The organism is Brachybacterium sp. GCM10030267, from assembly GCF_042666875.1.
In the GTDB taxonomy this organism is placed as follows: Bacteria; Actinomycetota; Actinomycetes; order Actinomycetales; family Dermabacteraceae; genus Brachybacterium.
On the sequence record NZ_JBHTCX010000007.1, the window covers coordinates 149,988 to 165,916 of the forward strand.

At 71.0% G+C, this 15,929-nt stretch carries 16 protein-coding genes and 1 riboswitch; of the genes, 4 read left to right on the forward strand and 12 right to left on the reverse strand.

Annotation, left to right across the window (positions count from 1 at the left end; translation table 11 throughout):
- Positions 1-217: 217 nt before the first annotated feature.
- The 5 genes from ACFQS2_RS05980 to ACFQS2_RS06000 form a co-directional block, all read right to left on the reverse strand.
- Entirely contained in the window at positions 218-1,957 is a 1,740-nt protein-coding gene (locus tag ACFQS2_RS05980) for a glycoside hydrolase family 13 protein (protein ID WP_377793034.1), read from the reverse strand.
- Between the two features lie 101 nt (positions 1,958-2,058).
- A complete protein-coding gene (locus ACFQS2_RS05985; protein ID WP_377793035.1) occupies positions 2,059-2,604 on the reverse strand; it encodes a hypothetical protein in 546 nt (181 codons plus the stop codon).
- A complete protein-coding gene (locus tag ACFQS2_RS05990; protein ID WP_377793036.1) occupies positions 2,601-3,185 on the reverse strand; it encodes a signal peptidase I in 585 nt (194 codons plus the stop codon). Before ACFQS2_RS05990 ends, ACFQS2_RS05985 begins: the two co-directional genes overlap by 4 nt.
- On the reverse strand, positions 3,182-3,799 hold the full coding sequence (locus tag ACFQS2_RS05995; RefSeq protein ID WP_377793037.1) for a hypothetical protein: 618 nt from the start codon (positions 3,797-3,799) through the stop codon (positions 3,182-3,184). The genes ACFQS2_RS05990 and ACFQS2_RS05995 overlap by 4 nt, the downstream gene beginning before the upstream one ends.
- A gap of 64 nt (positions 3,800-3,863) precedes the next feature.
- Positions 3,864-4,472: a SipW-dependent-type signal peptide-containing protein gene (locus ACFQS2_RS06000; RefSeq protein WP_377793038.1), complete on the reverse strand. Its 609-nt coding sequence runs from the start codon at positions 4,470-4,472 to the stop codon at positions 3,864-3,866.
- 319 nt (positions 4,473-4,791) lie between these two features.
- Here ACFQS2_RS06000 and ACFQS2_RS06005 point away from each other — a divergent pair, with 319 nt between their 5' ends.
- Positions 4,792-5,898: a Gfo/Idh/MocA family protein gene (locus tag ACFQS2_RS06005; RefSeq protein ID WP_377793039.1), complete on the forward strand. Its 1,107-nt coding sequence runs from the start codon at positions 4,792-4,794 to the stop codon at positions 5,896-5,898.
- A 110-nt stretch (positions 5,899-6,008) separates the two neighbouring features.
- On the opposite strand, the gene ACFQS2_RS06010 is transcribed toward ACFQS2_RS06005, so the two are convergent.
- The 6 genes from ACFQS2_RS06010 to ACFQS2_RS06035 form a co-directional block, all read right to left on the reverse strand.
- Positions 6,009-6,917, reverse strand: a complete 909-nt coding sequence (locus tag ACFQS2_RS06010) for a glycine betaine ABC transporter substrate-binding protein (protein WP_377793040.1) — start codon at positions 6,915-6,917, stop codon at positions 6,009-6,011.
- 289 nt (positions 6,918-7,206) lie between these two features.
- On the reverse strand, positions 7,207-8,166 hold the full coding sequence (locus tag ACFQS2_RS06015; RefSeq protein WP_377793041.1) for a glycine betaine ABC transporter substrate-binding protein: 960 nt from the start codon (positions 8,164-8,166) through the stop codon (positions 7,207-7,209).
- A 94-nt stretch (positions 8,167-8,260) separates the two neighbouring features.
- A complete protein-coding gene (locus ACFQS2_RS06020; protein WP_377793042.1) occupies positions 8,261-9,157 on the reverse strand; it encodes an ABC transporter permease in 897 nt (298 codons plus the stop codon).
- Positions 9,154-10,437: a glycine betaine/L-proline ABC transporter ATP-binding protein gene (locus ACFQS2_RS06025; protein ID WP_377793044.1), complete on the reverse strand. Its 1,284-nt coding sequence runs from the start codon at positions 10,435-10,437 to the stop codon at positions 9,154-9,156. The genes ACFQS2_RS06020 and ACFQS2_RS06025 overlap by 4 nt, the downstream gene beginning before the upstream one ends.
- 516 nt (positions 10,438-10,953) lie before the next feature.
- On the reverse strand, positions 10,954-11,703 hold the full coding sequence (locus ACFQS2_RS06030) for a dienelactone hydrolase family protein (RefSeq protein ID WP_377793045.1): 750 nt from the start codon (positions 11,701-11,703) through the stop codon (positions 10,954-10,956).
- 107 nt (positions 11,704-11,810) lie between these two features.
- Positions 11,811-12,731, reverse strand: coding sequence for a hypothetical protein (locus ACFQS2_RS06035; RefSeq protein WP_377793047.1), 921 nt, complete (start codon positions 12,729-12,731; stop codon positions 11,811-11,813).
- 175 nt (positions 12,732-12,906) lie between these two features.
- A riboswitch (TPP riboswitch) is annotated at positions 12,907-13,006 on the forward strand.
- On the opposite strand from ACFQS2_RS06035, the gene thiM reads away from it, so the two are divergent.
- From thiM to thiD, 3 genes are all read left to right on the forward strand, one after another.
- Positions 12,998-13,831, forward strand: a complete 834-nt coding sequence (gene thiM, locus ACFQS2_RS06040; RefSeq protein WP_377793048.1) for a hydroxyethylthiazole kinase — start codon at positions 12,998-13,000, stop codon at positions 13,829-13,831. (Overlaps the previous riboswitch by 9 nt.)
- Positions 13,828-14,550: a thiamine phosphate synthase gene (thiE, locus tag ACFQS2_RS06045; RefSeq protein ID WP_377793050.1), complete on the forward strand. Its 723-nt coding sequence runs from the start codon at positions 13,828-13,830 to the stop codon at positions 14,548-14,550. Before thiM ends, thiE begins: the two co-directional genes overlap by 4 nt.
- Positions 14,551-14,616: 66 nt before the next feature.
- A complete protein-coding gene (thiD, locus tag ACFQS2_RS06050; RefSeq protein ID WP_377793051.1) occupies positions 14,617-15,558 on the forward strand; it encodes a bifunctional hydroxymethylpyrimidine kinase/phosphomethylpyrimidine kinase in 942 nt (313 codons plus the stop codon).
- 81 nt (positions 15,559-15,639) lie between these two features.
- Here thiD and ACFQS2_RS06055 read toward each other — a convergent pair whose 3' ends face one another.
- A complete protein-coding gene (locus ACFQS2_RS06055) occupies positions 15,640-15,831 on the reverse strand; it encodes a hypothetical protein (protein WP_377018177.1) in 192 nt (63 codons plus the stop codon).
- Positions 15,832-15,929 lie beyond the last annotated feature (98 nt).

The window sequence follows — 15,929 nt, forward strand, 5'->3', positions numbered from 1 at the left end:
ACGGCCGCCCTCGCGCCCGGCGGCGAGGACATGACAGCGCCCCGGCCGTTCGACGCGTGCTCGAACGGCCGGGGCGCTCTGCGCTGGTGGGGCTACCCGTTACGTGCGGGTGGCGACAGCTCGGTGCGCTCGCGCACGGTCATTGCCGTCGCGGGCGGTCGACGTCCCGTGCCGGCTGGCTGGTGACTGGCGGCTGCCAGCTGTCGCTGCTGCTGCGTCAGCGCTGCGGGCGCCGCAGCCAGACGGTGGCTGCGCCCGGCAGCATGCGCTGCCCGTCGGGCCCGCTCTCGAGCTCGGCGCTGGTGACCAGCACGTCCCCTTCGGGAACGGCCACGGGGGAGTCCCCGAAGTTGGTGACGTTCAGCCACCCGCCGGGACGCTCGAAGCCCAGCACCTCTCCGCGGCACAGTTCCTCGTCCCAGGTCAGCGTCTCGTCCGTCTGCAGCTCGCGGCGGCGGGCCAGGGCCGCACGGTACATCTCCAGCGTCGAGCCCTCGAGGCCCTCCTCTGCCTCGACCGAGTACTCGGCGAACCAGTCGGGCTGGGGCAGATGCGAGCCGTCCTCCCCGAAGCCGAAGGAGGACCCGTCACGAGTCCACGGCAGCGGCACCCGGCAGCCGTCACGCCCCAGCCCGTCCTTGCCCCGGTCGCCGGGAGCGCTGCGCCAGAAGGCCGGATCCTGGCGCTGGTCGTCAAGGATGTCGACCACCTCGTGCAGGCCCAGCTCCTCGCCCTGGTACAGGTAGGCGCTGCCGGGCAGGGCGAGCTCGAACAGGGTCGCCGCCCGGGCGCGGCGCAGGCCCAGCTCCCGGTCGATCTCGTCCTCCGGGCCGCCGGCCATGATCCACTCCACGCCCTGCTTGCCGGGGCGGCCGTCGCGCGGGGGCAGCCCGTAGCGGGTCGCGTGGCGGACGACGTCGTGGTTGGAGAGCACCCAGGTGCTGGACGAGCCGGTCTCCGCGGACTGGGCGAGGTTGTCGGAGACGATGCGGCGGAAGTCCTCCGCCTCGAAATCCGCCTCCAGGAGATCGAAGCTGAACGCCTGGCCGAGCCCCTTCGGACTGGCGTACTTCGCGCGCCGCTGAGCGGTCTCGACCCAGGCCTCGGCGACTCCGATGCGGGGCGGATCGTACTCGTCGAACACCTTCCGCCACTCGGCGTAGATCTCGTGGACCTCGTCGCGGTCCCACAGCGGATGGTTGCCGTCCTTGGGGATCTCCTCCAGCTCGGCCTTGCTGGGAAGGTCCTCGGCGAGGTCCTTGGACAGCCCGTGGGCGACGTCGATGCGGAACCCGTCGACCCCGCGATCGGACCAGAAGCGCAGCGTGCGCAGGAAGTCCTCGCGGACCTCGGGATGCTCCCAGTTGAAGTCGGGCTGCTCCTTGGCGAAGCTGTGCAGATACCACTGCCCATCGGGCACCTGCGTCCAGGCCGGGCCGCCGAAGACGGACTCCCAGTCCGCCGGGGGCAGCTGCCCGTTCTCGCCCCTGCCGTCGCGGAAGATGTACCGCCTGCGCGCGTTCGATCCGCGCGGGGACTCCAGCGCCTCGCGGAACCACTCGTGACGGTCCGAGGAGTGATTGGGGACGATGTCGACGATGACCTTGATGCCGACGCCGTGCAGCTCCGCCACCAGCTCGTCGAACTCCTCCAGGGTGCCGATGCGCGGGTCCACGTCGCGGTAGTCGTCGACGTCGTAGCCACCGTCGGCCAGGGCGGAGGGGTAGAACGGACTCAGCCATACCGCGTCGATCCCCAGCTGCCGGAGGTAGGGCACACGCGAGATGATGCCGCGGAAGTCGCCCATCCCGTCGCCCCTGCCGTCGGCGAAGGAACGCGGGTAGATCTGGTAGACGGCCGCCTGGCGCCACCAGTCGGCGTCGGCCCCGCGCTGTGCGGCGTCGGCGGACCGGTCCGGGGCGTCGCTCGGGCGGGCGGAGGTCGGGTGCGTCGTCAACGATGCTCCTCTCTCAGCTCTCTCGGAGGTCGGGTCCTGTCGGACACTGTCCGATTCTCCCGCGAGAAGCATGGCTTGTGAACGACGGGGCCGCCTGCGGCTCAGGTGAGGTTGCGGCAGGTCCCTCCGATACCGGCCAGGAGGCCGGCGTTGCTGGCCACCGCCGCTCGCGTCGAGACCCACCCGCTGGGCGCATCCCGCACCACGACGGCGATCTCGAGCTCACTGCCCAGGCCGAGGAGGCCACCGAGCAGATGCGTCGGAACATCGGTGCGGTAGGTGCCGTCCGACTGCTGCACAGTGTTGCCCGTGACGTTGAAGCCCGTCAGTGGGGCGAGGACCGATCCCAGGCCGCTGGTGGAGGCCCGCACCTCGACGTCCGCGAGCGTGTACCCCGCTGGGAGCGACCAGAAGATGCGCACACGGGCTCCGAGCCCCAGCACTCCGGGCTGGAACTCGCACGGCGCTGTCAGGCGCGGTGCGGGGATCGTGGCCGCGCGGGCCTGACCGGAGACGGCGCTGGTCTGAGTCCATCCGGCCTCGGTGTGCTGGATGGACGTCGGCAGGGCGACGCCCAGCAGAAGGATCGCCGGCACCGCTGCACCGGCCAGCAGCGCCGTGAGACGCCGACGGGAGGGCTGGCTCATACGGTGTCCTCGGTGTCCTCGGTGTCCTCGGTGCTATGGGCGCCCGCGGTCGAGCGGGCCCGCGGCCACAGGGCCCACACCACCAGCGCGCTGACGGCGAGGGTCACACCGCCGAGCACCCACGGGGAGTTCAGCGCCGCGACGGGGCGGGCCAGGCCGGGGATCGAGAACAGCACGAGGCGGACCGTGGTCACGGAGTACGGTGCCGGGTCCGGCCCGGGGTTCGCGTCGCCCTGCATGGTGATCTCCCAGCGCCCGTCCGCGGCCGGTTCGATCGAGGTCACGCGATGCGTGATCGGCAGGCGCTCGCCCCGCTCCACGGTCACCACGTCACCGACGCCGACCTCGGAGGCCGGCACTTCCCGCACCACCGCGAGCGACCCCTGCGCGATCGCCGGCTCCATCGACCCGGTGCGGAACAGGATCAGCGAGATGTCGAAGACCACCGCGAGCACGACCAGCACGATGCACAGCGCCCCGCCAGCCGCGGCGAGGTTCAGGACGGCGTTCAGCGCCCGGTCGGTGAGGGACCGCCGACCGGCGTCGGAGCCTGGTGCGGCGTGCCGTGTGCTGGTGCTCATGTCGTCTCCGAGGTCGCGGTGATCTGCCACCGGGCGGTGGCGGTCTTGCCCTGCAGGGCGTTGTCGGCGCCCCGCGGGAGGGACAGCTCGAGGCACAGGTGGACGGCGGGGCCGGGCGCGTCCGGCCCCGCGGCGGGCAGGGTGAGCGGGCGCTGCGGATCCTGACCGGTTGTGAGGGGAACAGTCGTGGCGGACGTCCCCACGAGGAATCGGGCGCCGTCCCCGAACGCGGGCCCGGCGCAGGTGCCGGTGCCCGGTTCGTAGGTGACCACGCGGTACCGCAGAGCCGGGCCGAGCTGCGGGGAGCCCGTCCCGTCACCGGTGACCTGGGCTCCGCCCAGCAGTGCCGTCCCGCCGAGCGAGCCCGCCGTGGTGCGCAGCGCCAGCGGCGCGTACCGGGTGGAGCCCGGCGTGATCCCGTCGGCCGCGAGACGCAGCTCGGCGGCGGTCTCGGCATGCGTCGCCCACGGGCCGCCGGGGGAGTAGGGGGCCGACGGGTTGGCCTCGACGACGAACGTCGAGGCGGAGAAATCCGCCTGCGCCCGGGTGGGGTCGGTCCACGCGGCGAGCGTCGTCGTGGCGCCCGCGCCCAGCGCGAGGCCTGAGACGAGCACGGCCCTCACCCATAACCACCAGGTGGTACGGGGCCCGGCTCCCGGTGTGCTGGACACCTGCCGGTCAGCTGTCCGAGGTGGCGAGGAACTCCCAGGTGGCCGTACCGGACTGCCCCTGCTGCAGAGCCTCACCTGCTGTGACCGTGAAACAGAGGAAGACCGCGTCCCCCGCGGTGGCGCCGTCGCCCGCTGCCAGATCGAAGTTCGCGGTGCCGGGCTCGGTGCCGAAGCTCGTGCCGGCCGGGACCAGCGTGTCCGCGGCGGAGGCCTGGCACCCGAAGGCGCTGGTCGTGGCGAGTGAATAGCTCAGGCCCGTCACCGTGCCCGAGGTCGCCGACGGTTTCACGGCGACGTTCGCGCCGTAGGTCGTGGTGTCGTCCAGGCGCACGGCGAACGGAGCAGTGACCGTATCGCCCGGCGAGAGGTTCGAGGCGTCGAGGCTGAACGCGAGCGGGGCGGCGGTGGCGGCCGTGGCGTGCTCGTCGTAGGTCGAGCCGTCCACGCTGCCCTCGAGGTCGAAGGCCCCGGACTCGAAGCTCCCGGTGGCGTATTCGGAGTCGTTCCACGCCGCGAGCGTGATGGCGGCGCCGACGCCGAGGACGAGGCCTCCGGCGAGCAGGGCGCGCACCTTGCGGGAACGGGTGGACGGAGCGGACGACGAGACCTCGGACATGGTTCTCCCTGGGATGAGCCGACACAGTGGGCAGGGCCCGGAGCGACGGATGCGGTGGGTGGGGTACTGCGGGAACAGCAGGACTGCAGGAGTTGGCGCGAGAACGGGAGCGGTTCCGGGGCACGTCGTCGTGCTGAACCGCGCCGAGCTCTCGCGCTGAGTTCATATTACGGGAGGAATCGGTCATCCCGGTGGAATCGGGCAAGAAGCGAGGCGGGTCTCAGAATGTCCCGACGTCATACGGTCCGCCCGGCGCCGTCATGCAGCGCCGACATAGGGTTGTCCGTGCTCACACACCCGAGGGAAGGACGGCAGCACGATGACCGCAGCAGAACAGGGAAGCGGGCAGCGCAGGCTGCGCGCCGGCGTGATCGGCCTCGGCTGGGCCGGCCAGCAGCACGTGGCCGCCTACGCCGCCGACCCCACCGTCGACCTGGTCGCTCTGTCCGCGATGGAGGAGCACCTGCTGACGCGGTTCGGGGACGAGCACGATGTCCCGGGCCGCTACCGGGACTGGAAGCAGATGATCGCCGAGGCAGACCTCGATGTCGTCTCGATCGCGACGCCGACCTTCCTGCATGCTCCGATGGCGACCGCCGCCCTCGAGGCGGGTCTGCACGTGCTCACCGAGAAGCCGATGGCCGAGACCGCGGAGGCCGCCGAGAGCATGGTCGCTGCCGCCGACCGAGCCGGTCGCGTGCTCGACGTGGCGTTCAACCATCGCCAGCGCGGTGACGTCACGGCCCTGCGTCAGGTGGTCGAGTCCGGGGTGCTCGGCAAGATCTACTACGCCAAGACCGGGTGGCTGCGCCGCCAGGGCATCCCGGGCATGGGCACCTGGTTCACCAAGACCGCCAGCTCCGGCGGCGGCGCGATGATGGACATCGGCGTGCACATGCTCGACATGGCGCTGCACCTGATGGGCGAGCCAGAGGTGACAGCGGCCTCTGCCAGCACCCACGCCGAGTTCGGGCCGCTGGGTCGCGGCGGCTCCGGTTTCGGCGTCTCGCAGGTCGAGGAGGGCACGCCCTTCGAGGTCGAGGACCTCGCCACGGCGTTCCTGCGGATCGACGGCGGCGGCACGCTACTGCTCGAGACCAGTTGGGCCCAGTGGATCCCGTACGACCAGTGCTACGTCACCCTCTACGGGGCCGACGGCGGCGCCTCCATCGAATGGGGAGGGCCCCCGAGCGACCCGTACCAGCGCCTGAACGTGTGGACTGAGGTGGCCGGCATGCCTGCCGAGCTGCAGCCAGTCGTCGGGGAGGACGGTCGTCACGCCCGCGCGGTCGCGAACTTCCTGCAGAAGGTGCGCTCCGAGGACTGGGCCGCGCACGACGGGTCGCTCGCCCTGCGCCGTGCCCGGGTGCTCGATGCCTGCTACGCCTCGGCACGGACCGGCGCCGAGGTCACCGTCGAGAACTGAGGACCAGCGCGCGTTGCTAGGCCGGCGAAGAGGCCGGAGAGGTCGACGAGGGGCCCGATCGCGATGCGTCGCGATCGGGCCCGTCGTCACGGCGTGGCGGGCTATGTGGGTCAGTCTTCGTCCACGGCCGGCAGGACGTTCGGATTCTCCTTCCGCCACTGCTGGACGGCATCAGCCTCCTGCCCGGAATCGTAGTCGTTGACGATCGTGTTCTCGAGCGTCTCGTACTCCTCGTCGGTTAACTCGAGCTGACCGATGTATTCCGCTGCGTCGGCGAAGTCCTCGCTGAAGCCGTCGCGACCGAGCACGTGCATGGTCTCCGGCTCTCCGAAGGCCCGCTCGGGATCCTCGAGCGGCTGGACGGCGAACTCCTGATTCGCCCAGAACGGACGCCACAGCGTGACGACGATGTCCTCCTGGGCATCCATCGCGTTGCCCAGTTCCGTGAGCATCGCTGCCGTGGACGAGGTGACCAGCTCGAAGCCACCGTCGAGGCCGTAAGTGGGTATCACGCTGTCCTGGACGATGCCGGTTAGGCCCGCGCCGGGCTCGATACCCACGATCCGGCCGCCGAAGCGGTCCGGGTCTGTGGCGAGCTCCTCGATCGATGAGACGTCCATGTACTCGGGCACGGCCAGCATGTTGGTGGCGTTCGCGTTGTAGGTGACCAGGTCCTCGACGTTCTGCCCGTACTCCTCCATGTACTCCGCGTGCGTGACGTCCGGCCAACCCGAGGAGAGGAGGTCGATGTCGCCGTTGTCGAGCGCGGTATACGCGATGGCGGCATCTGCGAGCACCTCGAACTCGACGTCGTAGCCGAGCGCGGTCAGACGGTCCTGCAGCAGGAAGGCGAGGGAGACGGTGTCCGTCCAGGCCTCCATGTAGCCGATAGTGATGGTCTCGCTCGCGCCGGATCCTCCGCCGTCACCGGCGCCCTCCGAACTCGAGCAGCTGGCCAGCCCCAGGGCCGCCAGGCCGCCGCCGAGCAGTGCATTCCTCCGCGTGAAGTTCACGTGCATCTCTCTTCTTTCCGTCTCGTTTCGTCGGATCGGTATCGGATGCGGCGAGGCGGCGCGGAACCGACCGCCTTGCCGCACGAATGCGCTGGCGCGCAGACGCAGCGAGGCCGGTGCCCGGCGCCACAGGGGCGCGGGCACCGGCCTCGAGTCGGTCGGCCTCGTGCGTGCTGACACGCGCGCCCACGCGCGTCACCGCGTCTCCGCCGCCTCAGCGGGCAAAGACGACCTCCCGACCGTCGGGGCGGTCAGGGGTGATCAGCGCGGGTGCCGGAATGCATGGTGAGGGAGATCAGCCCTCGACGTCGGGAACGACGTCCGGGTACTCCTCGAGCCAGGCCTCGATGGCCTCGGCTTCCTTGCCCTCGCCGTATTCGTTGACGACCATGTCCTCGAGGGCGCCGTACTGCGTATCGTCCAGCTCGATGCCCTTGATGAACTCGGCGGCGTCGGCGAAGTCCTCGCTGAAGCCCTCGCGGCCCAGGAAGTGCAGGGCCTCGGACTCGCCGAGCGCACCCTCCGGGTCCTCGAGGTCCTTGACTGGGTAGGCGGAGTTGGCCCAGAACGGGCGCCACAGCGTGACGACGATGTCTTCCTCGGCGTCCACGGCGCTCTCAAGCTCGGTCAGCATCGCCGAGGTCGAGGAGGTGACCAGCTCGTAGTTCTCGTCGAGTCCGTAGGTAGGCATGACCGAGTCCTGCACGGCTGCCGTCAGGCCCGCGCCGGGCTCGATGCCGACGATGCGGCCGCCGAAGCGGTCGGCCTGGCCCTGGAGGTCGGCGATCGAGGAGATGTCCACGTACTCCGGCACCGCCATGGTCAGCTTGGCGTTGGGGTAGTACGGCTCGAGCTCCTCGATGGAGTCGCCGTACTCATCCATGTACTCCTTGTGGGTGACCTCCGGCCACGCCGAGGGGTAGACGTCGATGTCGCCGTTGGCCAGCGCCGTGTACAGCAGGGCCGCATCGGAGATCTGCTCGTGCTCGACGGTGTAGCCCATCGCGGTCAGGCGGTTGTCCAGCAGGTACGCGGTGCTCAGGCCATCGGTCCAGGAGGCGATGTAGCCCAGGGTGATGGTCTCGCCGCCACCGCCACCGCCGCCGTTGTCGCTGCCGCCGCTGCCGCTGCCACCGCCGCTGTCGCCGGAACCGCCGCAGGCCGCGAGGCTGAGCCCCGCGAGACCCGCGCCGCTGACGAGGGCGGAGCGACGGGTGAGTGCTCGCCGAGAGGTGAGGGGACGTCGTGTGTTCATGATCAGGTGTCCTTTCGAAGAACGTTCGTCGGTCATGTCACCGGGCGGCCTCTCGCCTCCTGTGCGGAGGCGGTGGGACGTCCGGACGGTGCGGTCAGATACCGGTGCTCGCCTTCTGGGTTCTCGACCTCTGGATGGCAGCCATCAGAGAGCCGGTGTGGCCGGCGGGATTGCCCAGCGCGGCGGTGATGCGGTCGAGGTAGACGGCCAGCAGCACCACGCCGACGCCGGCTTCGACGCCGCGGGCCAGGTCGAGGGTGTTGATGGCCTGGACGACCTCCTTGCCGGAGCCGTCGGCACCGACCATGCCGGCGATGACGGCCATCGACAGAGAGAGCATGATGACCTGGTTGACGCCCGCCATGATGGTGGGCACGGCCAGGGGAAGCTGGATGCCGGTGAGAATCTGGCCCTTGGTGGCGCCGAAGGACTCGCCGGCCTCGACGGTCTCGGAGTCGACCTGTCGGATACCCAGCTCGGTCATGCGCACACCCGGTGGCAGCGCGAAGATGATCGTGGAGAAGATGCCCGGGACCACGCCGATGGAGAAGAACGTGACCGCGGGGATCAGGTAGACGAACGCCGGCATCGTCTGCATGAAGTCGAGAACCGGCTTGATGAGCGTGCTGACGGTCGAGTTCGTCGCCGCGAGGATGCCCGTGGGCACGGCGATGAGGATTGCGATCGCCGTCGCCACCAGGACCTGGGCCATGGTCTGCATGACCGGGACCCATTGTTCGATGGCGATCACGAACGTGAAGAAGACCGCGGTGCCCAGCGCGAAGCGCCAGGAGCGCAGCACCAGGGCCAGCAGCGCGAACAGCAGCACCATCACCAGCGCGGGCAGGAACAGCAGCGCGTCGGTGATGCCGTCGATCAGCAGATTCATCAGCCAGCTGAAGGCGTCCAGCAACCAGGCGACGTTCGACTTGATCCACTCGATCAGCCACTCGACGCCCTCACCCAGGGGAATGCGTGGGAACCCGTTCATCGCGCCTTACCATCCTCGGAGGTCGACGGGGCAGGGACGGGGGCGCCCCCCGACGGTGGTGGAGCCCCCGGATCCGGGACCGGCTCGGCCACGGCCTCGGGCTCCGAGAGGGCGGCCCCGGCAGCTGTCAGCAGCGTGACCCGGGGGATCACCCCCGCGAAACGACCCTCGGCGTCGGTCACCACGAGCGGGGTGCGGTGCTGCGCCGAGACGGTGAACAGCTCGGCGATCGGGGTGTCATGGGCGACGACCGGCATCTCGTACGCGGACCACGGCAGATCATCCTCGCCGTTGCTCACGGCGCGGGCGACGTCGTCCTCCCACACCACTCCGGCCGGGGTGCGATCGCGCTTGAGGACCACGAGCCACGGGGCCTGGGATTCGCGCAGCAGCTTGTGGGCGGTGCGCGGGCCCTGTCCGATGCCGAGCGTCTCGTGGGGCTGCTCCATGATGGACTCCGCCGTCAGCACGCGGCTGCGGTCGACGTCCTGGATGAACCGGGCGACGTAGTCGTTGGCCGGCTCGTTGAGGATCTCCTCGCTGGTGCCGATCTGCACGATCCGTCCGTCGCGCATCATGGCGATGCGATCGCCGATGCGCATGGCCTCGTTGAGGTCGTGGGTGATGAACAGGACCGTCTTCTCCAGGCGCTGCTGGAGGTCGATGAGCTGGTCCTGCATGTCGCGACGGATCAGCGGATCGAGGGCACTGAAGGCTTCGTCCATCAGCATGATGTCGGTCCCGGCGGCCAGAGCGCGGGCCAGGCCGACGCGCTGCTGCATGCCGCCGGAGAGGGCGCTGGGCTTGTATCCGCCCCAGCCCTTCAGGCCGACCATCTCGAGGGCCTCGGCGGCCTTGGCCTCACGGTCCTTGCGGTTCACCCCGCTGACCTCAAGACCGTAGGCGGCGTTCTCCCCGACGGTGCGGTGCGGCATCAGCGCGAAGTGCTGGAAGACCATGGAGATGCGTTTGCGGCGCACGTCGCGGACTTCGGCGGGGCTGAGCGAGGTGAGGTTGCGATCGCCGATGTAAAGCTCGCCGGCGGTGGCGGGCAGCAGTCCGTTGACCATGCGGATCAGCGTGGACTTGCCCGAGCCGGAGAGCCCCATGACGACGAAGATCTCGCCGGGTTCGACGCTGAAGCTGGCGTCGATCACGGCCGCGGTCAGGCCGTCCTCGCGCAGCTGTTCTCTGGTTCCGCCCTTGCGGAGCGCGTCGACGCCTCGCGCTGGACGGCGTCCGAAGATCTTGTACAGACCGTCGGCGGTAATTGCTGGCACGCAGGCTCCTTCATGGAAGTTCGGGTGGCGGGCCGGGGTGGCGATCCGGGTCCCGTGTATCCCCCACGTCACAGGACGCCGGCATCGCAGGACGCCGACCCGACAAGTCATCCTCACAAGCGGCCCGGCGTACGGCAAACGGTTCTTTATCAGGAATGGGGTCGGCAGAGCTCGTGAAAGGCCTGTTCAGGGCCGGTAGACAGCCGTAGGTGCGGCCGGCGCGAAGCTCGGAAGGTCCGGTTGACCTGGAGCGATGCCGCGTCCAGCGGTGCCGGCCCGGGGACAACCGGATTGTCGGACGATCCGGACATAACTATTCGGTCACGCGGGTGTCGTGGGTCCCAGAACGGCGGGCTCGTCGGGACCGGAAGGTCACGGGCATGTTTCGGCGGAGAACGACGAGTCGGGCCGGACGGACACGCAGACGCCCTCGGGCGGCGTGATGCGAAGGCGCGGGCGCAGATACGCAGATACCCGGCCGCGGAGGGTCAGGCGCGGAGGGTCAGCCGCGGAGGGTCAGGCGCGGAGGGGGAGCGTCTCGGCGAGGAAGTCGACGGTCTGCTGCCAGGCCGCGTCGGAGGCCTGCGCGTGGTGGACGAACGGGTGCGGATTGTCGAAGGCGTGCCCCGCACCCTCGTGCAGTTCGAACCGCACCTGCTCGCGGGCGCCGCCGGCGGTGACGGCCTGGCGGATCTGCTCGACGGTCTCGGGCGGGATGAAGTCGTCTGCCGTGCCGAAGTGGTGCAGGCTCGGCATGGTGACCACGCCCGCGCGATCCAGCAGGGAAGGCAGGGCCGAGCCGTAGTAACTGACCAGCGTCGTGGGCGGGCGGTCCTCCTCGGCGGCGGACGCCGCAGCGGCGAAGGCCAGGCCGCCGCCGTAGCAGAAGCCCAGCAGCCCCACCCGTTCGGAGTCCACCGCGCCGTGCGCACGCAGCGCGCCCAGGGCGGCGATGGCGTCGGCCTCGGCCCGCTCCCAGGGCAGCTGCTGGGTCAGGGTCATGGCCTCGCCGAGCCAGGACTCCGCGTCCTCCCAGTCGTCGATGCCGACGATCGGCGGATCGAGGCGGGCGAAGAGCTGCGGGGCCAGCACCGCATAGCCGAGCGCGGCGAGATCCGCGCAGCGCCGCTGGATGTAGTCGGAGACGCCGAAGATCTCCTGCAGCACCACGAGGCCGGGCACCGGCTCCTCGCGGTGCTCGGGCAGCCAGAGCAGTCCGGGCAGGTCGCCGGCATCGGTGGGGATGGGCAGTGTGGTCGCGCTCACGCGATGACTGTATCGCGAGGGGCGCCGGTCACTCACTCGCCCTGCGGCCTCCCCCCGGTCGGCCGCACGGCCTGGCCGCGATGCTCAGCCGCTCCGCTGGACGACGGTCACAGGGTCTCGATGCCCACCAGCAGGCCCTGGTCGTTGCCGGCGAAAGCCCCGGGCGCCACCTCCAGCTCCCAGTGATCGCCGCCGGCGGTGGTCGCGGTGCAGGCCACCGGTTCGAAGGTCGCGAAGGAGAGGCCGTCCTGGCAGCTCACGTGCTCCCAGTCGGCGTAGTCGACGGGGACGTAAGCATTCGGGGAGGTGAGCACCTCCAGCGTGTGCTGCGCGAGCTGCTCGGAATCCAGGTCCTCGGCCCCGAACGTCGAGCTGACGCCGAGGCCGGTGAGGGACACGGTCTCCTCCAGCAGGACCTCGGCCGGCCCGGTCAGGGCGCCGCCGGTGGTGAACAGGATCGCGACCCTGCTGCCGGCGGTGAAGTCCTCCGCGGACGGGATCCGCACCGAGTGCGCCGTCCATTCCTGGTCCGGGTCGGGAGAGTCGACGCTCGCCGGGCCCATGCACGACGCGGTGGCGCCCGGGCTGAGCGTGAGCTCGTCGTAGCACTCGGCCATCCCGCCGAGGGGCCCGGTCAGCAGGGCGGCCAGCTGGTCGGGGCTGCGCACGAGATCGCCCTCACCGGGCTCCTCGGGTCCCAGATCGGTGACGAGCACGAGACGGGTCTCAGGCTCCGTCGGCTCCGTCGCCTCGTCCTCGTCGCCCGCATCCACCCCATCGTTCTGTTCGGACCCCTCGTCCGAGTCCCCGTCCCCCTGCTCACTGCTGGTCGCGGCGCCCCCGCCGTCGCTGGTGTTCTGTCCGCCCTCCTGCTGTTCACCCTGATCCGATGTCTCGGACGGCGCCCCCGCGCTGTCCTCCCCGTCGGCTCCGGCGCTCGTGCTGCAGGCCGACGCGGACAGCAGCGCCGCCCCCGCGGCGACGGTCAGTACGGTGCGGGCCCGGCGTGCGGTGCTCGTGATGGTCATGGCGTCCTCTCCGCCGACTGCGGGAGACGGTTGTCCGTCGTGGATCCGCGTCGATGCGTTGCCGCTCACACCGTGGCATCAGGTCAAGGGAAGGTCAAGAGAATACCAAGGAATTACAGGATTATGAGTGTGAAGATCCTGTGTGCCCCTGTCTCGGCCCCTGCTAAAGTCGCCGACCAGTGACGCGGGGTGCCGTCGAGAAGCGGCGGCTGAGAGCACACCCGTCGAACCTGCCCTGGTCTGCACCTGCGAAGGGATCGTCACCGATGACTACGAGCACGCCCGAGAACCGGCTACGCAGCGCCCTCGAGGCGCTCAGCGGGCACAGCCCGCTCGTCCACTGCATCACCAACACCGTCGTCCAGCAGATCACCGCGGACGTCCTGCTGGCCATCGAGGCCGCCCCCGCGATGGTGGACCACCCGCAGGAGGCGCCGGTCTTCGCCGCTGCGGCCGACGCGCTGCTGGTGAACACCGGCACCGTGGCCGAGGGACAGGTGCAGGCGATGCCCGCCGCCGCCCGCGCCGCCCGCGACGCCGGACGGCCCTGGGTGCTCGACCCGGTCGCCGTCGGCTCGCTGCCCGTCCGCACCCCGCTGGCGCACGAACTGCTGACCCTCGGGCCCGCCGCCGTCCGCGGCAACGCCTCCGAGATCGCCGCGCTCGCCGGCACCGGCGGGGGAGGGCGCGGCGTCGATTCCACCGACACGGTCGAGGCGGTGCTCGACGCCGCCCGCGACCTCTCCGCCCGCACTGGTGCCGTGGTCGCGGTCTCCGGGGAGCGCGACGCGATCGTCTCCGCGGGTCGCATCACAGTGCTGACCAGCGGCGACGCCCTGCTCGCGCGAGTGATCGGCACCGGCTGTGCGCTCGGCGCGACCTGCGCCGCCCTCCTGGGCTCAAGCCGCGACACCGACCTCACCCCCCACGACGCGGTGCTCGCCGCACATGCCCTGCACGGCGCCGCCGGAACCCTCGCCGCGCGGGAGGCGCAGGGAGTCGGGTCCTTCGCCGTCGGCTGGCTCGATGCGCTGGACACCCTCACGCCCGCCGACGTGCTCGAGCTCGTGGGTCTTCAGGAGCAGGCGGCCCCGGCGTGATCCGGCCGTCCCTGCGCACCGCCCATGCGGCCGACTTCTCGCTGTACCACGTCACCGACTCGGCGCTGTCCGGCGGGATCGACGCGGTGCCCGGCGTGGTCCTCGCCGCCGTCCGCGGCGGAGCGGGCGCGATCCAGCTGCGGGACAAGGACGCCTCCGACGCCGACCTGCTCGAGCTGGTCCGCGCATGCCGGGAACGCCTGGCGAGCGAGCTCGGCCCTCGCGCCCAGGAGGTGCCCTTGTTCGTCAACGACCGTCTCGGTGTGGCCGAGGCCGCGCGGTGCCACCTCCACGTGGGCCAGAGCGACGTCGCCGCGGCCGCTGCCCGCGAGGTGCTCGGGGAGGAGCTGATGATCGGCCTCTCCGCCGGCACCGCCGGCCAGGTGCGCGCCGCGCTCGCGGAGGACACGGCCGACGTGCTGGGCATCGGCCCGATCCGCGCGACCGCCACCAAGGCCGACGCCGCGCCGCCGCTCGGCCTGGAGGGACTGGCGGAGTGCCTGGACCCGTGGCGGCAGGCGCGGCACGTATCGGCCGCCTCAGCTCCGCTGGCCGTCGCCATCGGCGGCATCGACCACCGCCTCGCCCCGGAGATCGCGGCCACCGGTGTGGACGGTCTCTGCGTGGTCTCGGCCATCGCCGCGGCACCCGACCCCGCTGCGGCCGCCGGCCGACTCCGAGAAGCCATCGACCAGGGCCGCTCATCCAGCAGTCCGTGACCACCCGTCCGCGGACCCCGCCCCCCACCGGCCCGGCTCCGCAGCACACCCCAGGAGGACCGCCCCATGCGACCACCGACAGCACTGACCATCGCCGGCTCCGACCCCAGCGGCGGCGCCGGCTTCCAGGCCGACCTGAAGACGTTCACGGCACTCGGCGTCTACGGCACCACCGCGATCACCGCCGTGATCGCGCAGAACACCCGCGGCGTGCAGTCCGTGACGCCGATGACCGCCGAGGACGTGCAGTCGCAGCTGACCAGCGTTCTGGATGACATCCCGCTGGACGCCACCAAGCTGGGGATGCTCACCTCCGCCGAGGTCGTCGCCGCCGTCGCCGAGACCATGGCCGCGCGAGCCGGCCAGTTCGGCACCGTCGTGCTCGACCCGGTCATGGTCGCCACCAGCGGCGATGAACTGCTGCCCCGGCAGGCGGCACAGAACCTGCGCGAACTGCTGCTGCCGCTGGTGCACGTGATCACGCCGAACCTGCCCGAAGCGGCGAAGCTGCTGGATGCGGAGGTCGCCCCCGATGTCGAGACCATGCAGGAGCAGGCCGTGCGGCTGCAGCAGCTGGGTCCCGCCGTCGTGGTCCTCAAGGGCGGGCACCACGATGACGACGAGGTCGTCGACGTCGTCGCTCACCCCGGCGGCGTGGACCTGCTGCGGGCCGAGCGCGTGCGCACCCGCGCCACCCACGGCACCGGGTGCACGCTCTCCGCGGCGATCGCCGCGCAGTACGCGCGCATCGCGATGGTCCGCTCAGCGGGGCCCGACGCCCTGGGTGTTCTCGCCGCCACCATGGACGCCTCGCACGAGAGGGTCGGCGAATCCGAAGCAGGAGACGACCTGGCCGCGGTCGGCGCGGGGCGTGACTTCCTGCAGCGGGCGCTGATCGGCGGCGCCGCCTATGACCTCTCGTTCGCGCCGGAGCAGGGGCACGGCCCGGTCGACCATCTGGTCACCGTGGCGCGCCGGGAGCCGGGCGGGCACACGGCGAGTGCCTGAGCGCTCGGCCGCTGACCGGGCCGCCGCTGACCGGACCCGACGGAAGAACGTTCCCGCGGGAACGTTCTCCGGCTGGTGGTCTCAGGCGGAGCGAGCGGAGAGGTGGCGGGAGCTGACCGCGAGGGGGCCGGTGGCCTCCACCAGGCCGGTCAGGGTCTCGTCCCTCTCCCGCGCGAAGATCTGGGCTTCGTCGGCTGCCGTCTCGGGCTGGAGATCGGGCTCGAGGTAGTCGAAATGCTCGGCTGCGCTGGGGTGTGTGTCGGTGACCTTCATCGGTGCCTCCTGGGGAAGTCAGGCGGTGTTCACCGGCCGTTAGTCGACCAGGTGCGATAAGCATGGCACCACGGGCTCGGATTCCCGGGAAAGACACC

Bases quoted from the DNA above. Each gene is read 5' to 3' on its own strand.
- ACFQS2_RS05985 (WP_377793035.1), bottom strand. From the start codon at position 2,604: ATGAGCCAGCCCTCCCGTCGGCGTCTCACGGCGCTGCTGGCCGGTGCA.
- thiM (WP_377793048.1), top strand. From the start codon at position 12,998: ATGACTACGAGCACGCCCGAGAACCGGCTACGCAGCGCCCTCGAGGCG.
- ACFQS2_RS06005 (WP_377793039.1), top strand. From the start codon at position 4,792: ATGACCGCAGCAGAACAGGGAAGCGGGCAGCGCAGGCTGCGCGCCGGC.
- ACFQS2_RS06020 (WP_377793042.1), bottom strand. From the start codon at position 9,157: ATGAACGGGTTCCCACGCATTCCCCTGGGTGAGGGCGTCGAGTGGCTG.
- ACFQS2_RS06015 (WP_377793041.1), bottom strand. From the start codon at position 8,166: ATGAACACACGACGTCCCCTCACCTCTCGGCGAGCACTCACCCGTCGC.
- ACFQS2_RS05990 (WP_377793036.1), bottom strand. From the start codon at position 3,185: ATGAGCACCAGCACACGGCACGCCGCACCAGGCTCCGACGCCGGTCGG.
- ACFQS2_RS06035 (WP_377793047.1), bottom strand. From the start codon at position 12,731: ATGACCATCACGAGCACCGCACGCCGGGCCCGCACCGTACTGACCGTC.
- ACFQS2_RS06055 (WP_377018177.1), bottom strand. From the start codon at position 15,831: ATGAAGGTCACCGACACACACCCCAGCGCAGCCGAGCATTTCGACTAC.
- thiD (WP_377793051.1), top strand. From the start codon at position 14,617: ATGCGACCACCGACAGCACTGACCATCGCCGGCTCCGACCCCAGCGGC.
- ACFQS2_RS06000 (WP_377793038.1), bottom strand. From the start codon at position 4,472: ATGTCCGAGGTCTCGTCGTCCGCTCCGTCCACCCGTTCCCGCAAGGTG.
- ACFQS2_RS06010 (WP_377793040.1), bottom strand. From the start codon at position 6,917: ATGCACGTGAACTTCACGCGGAGGAATGCACTGCTCGGCGGCGGCCTG.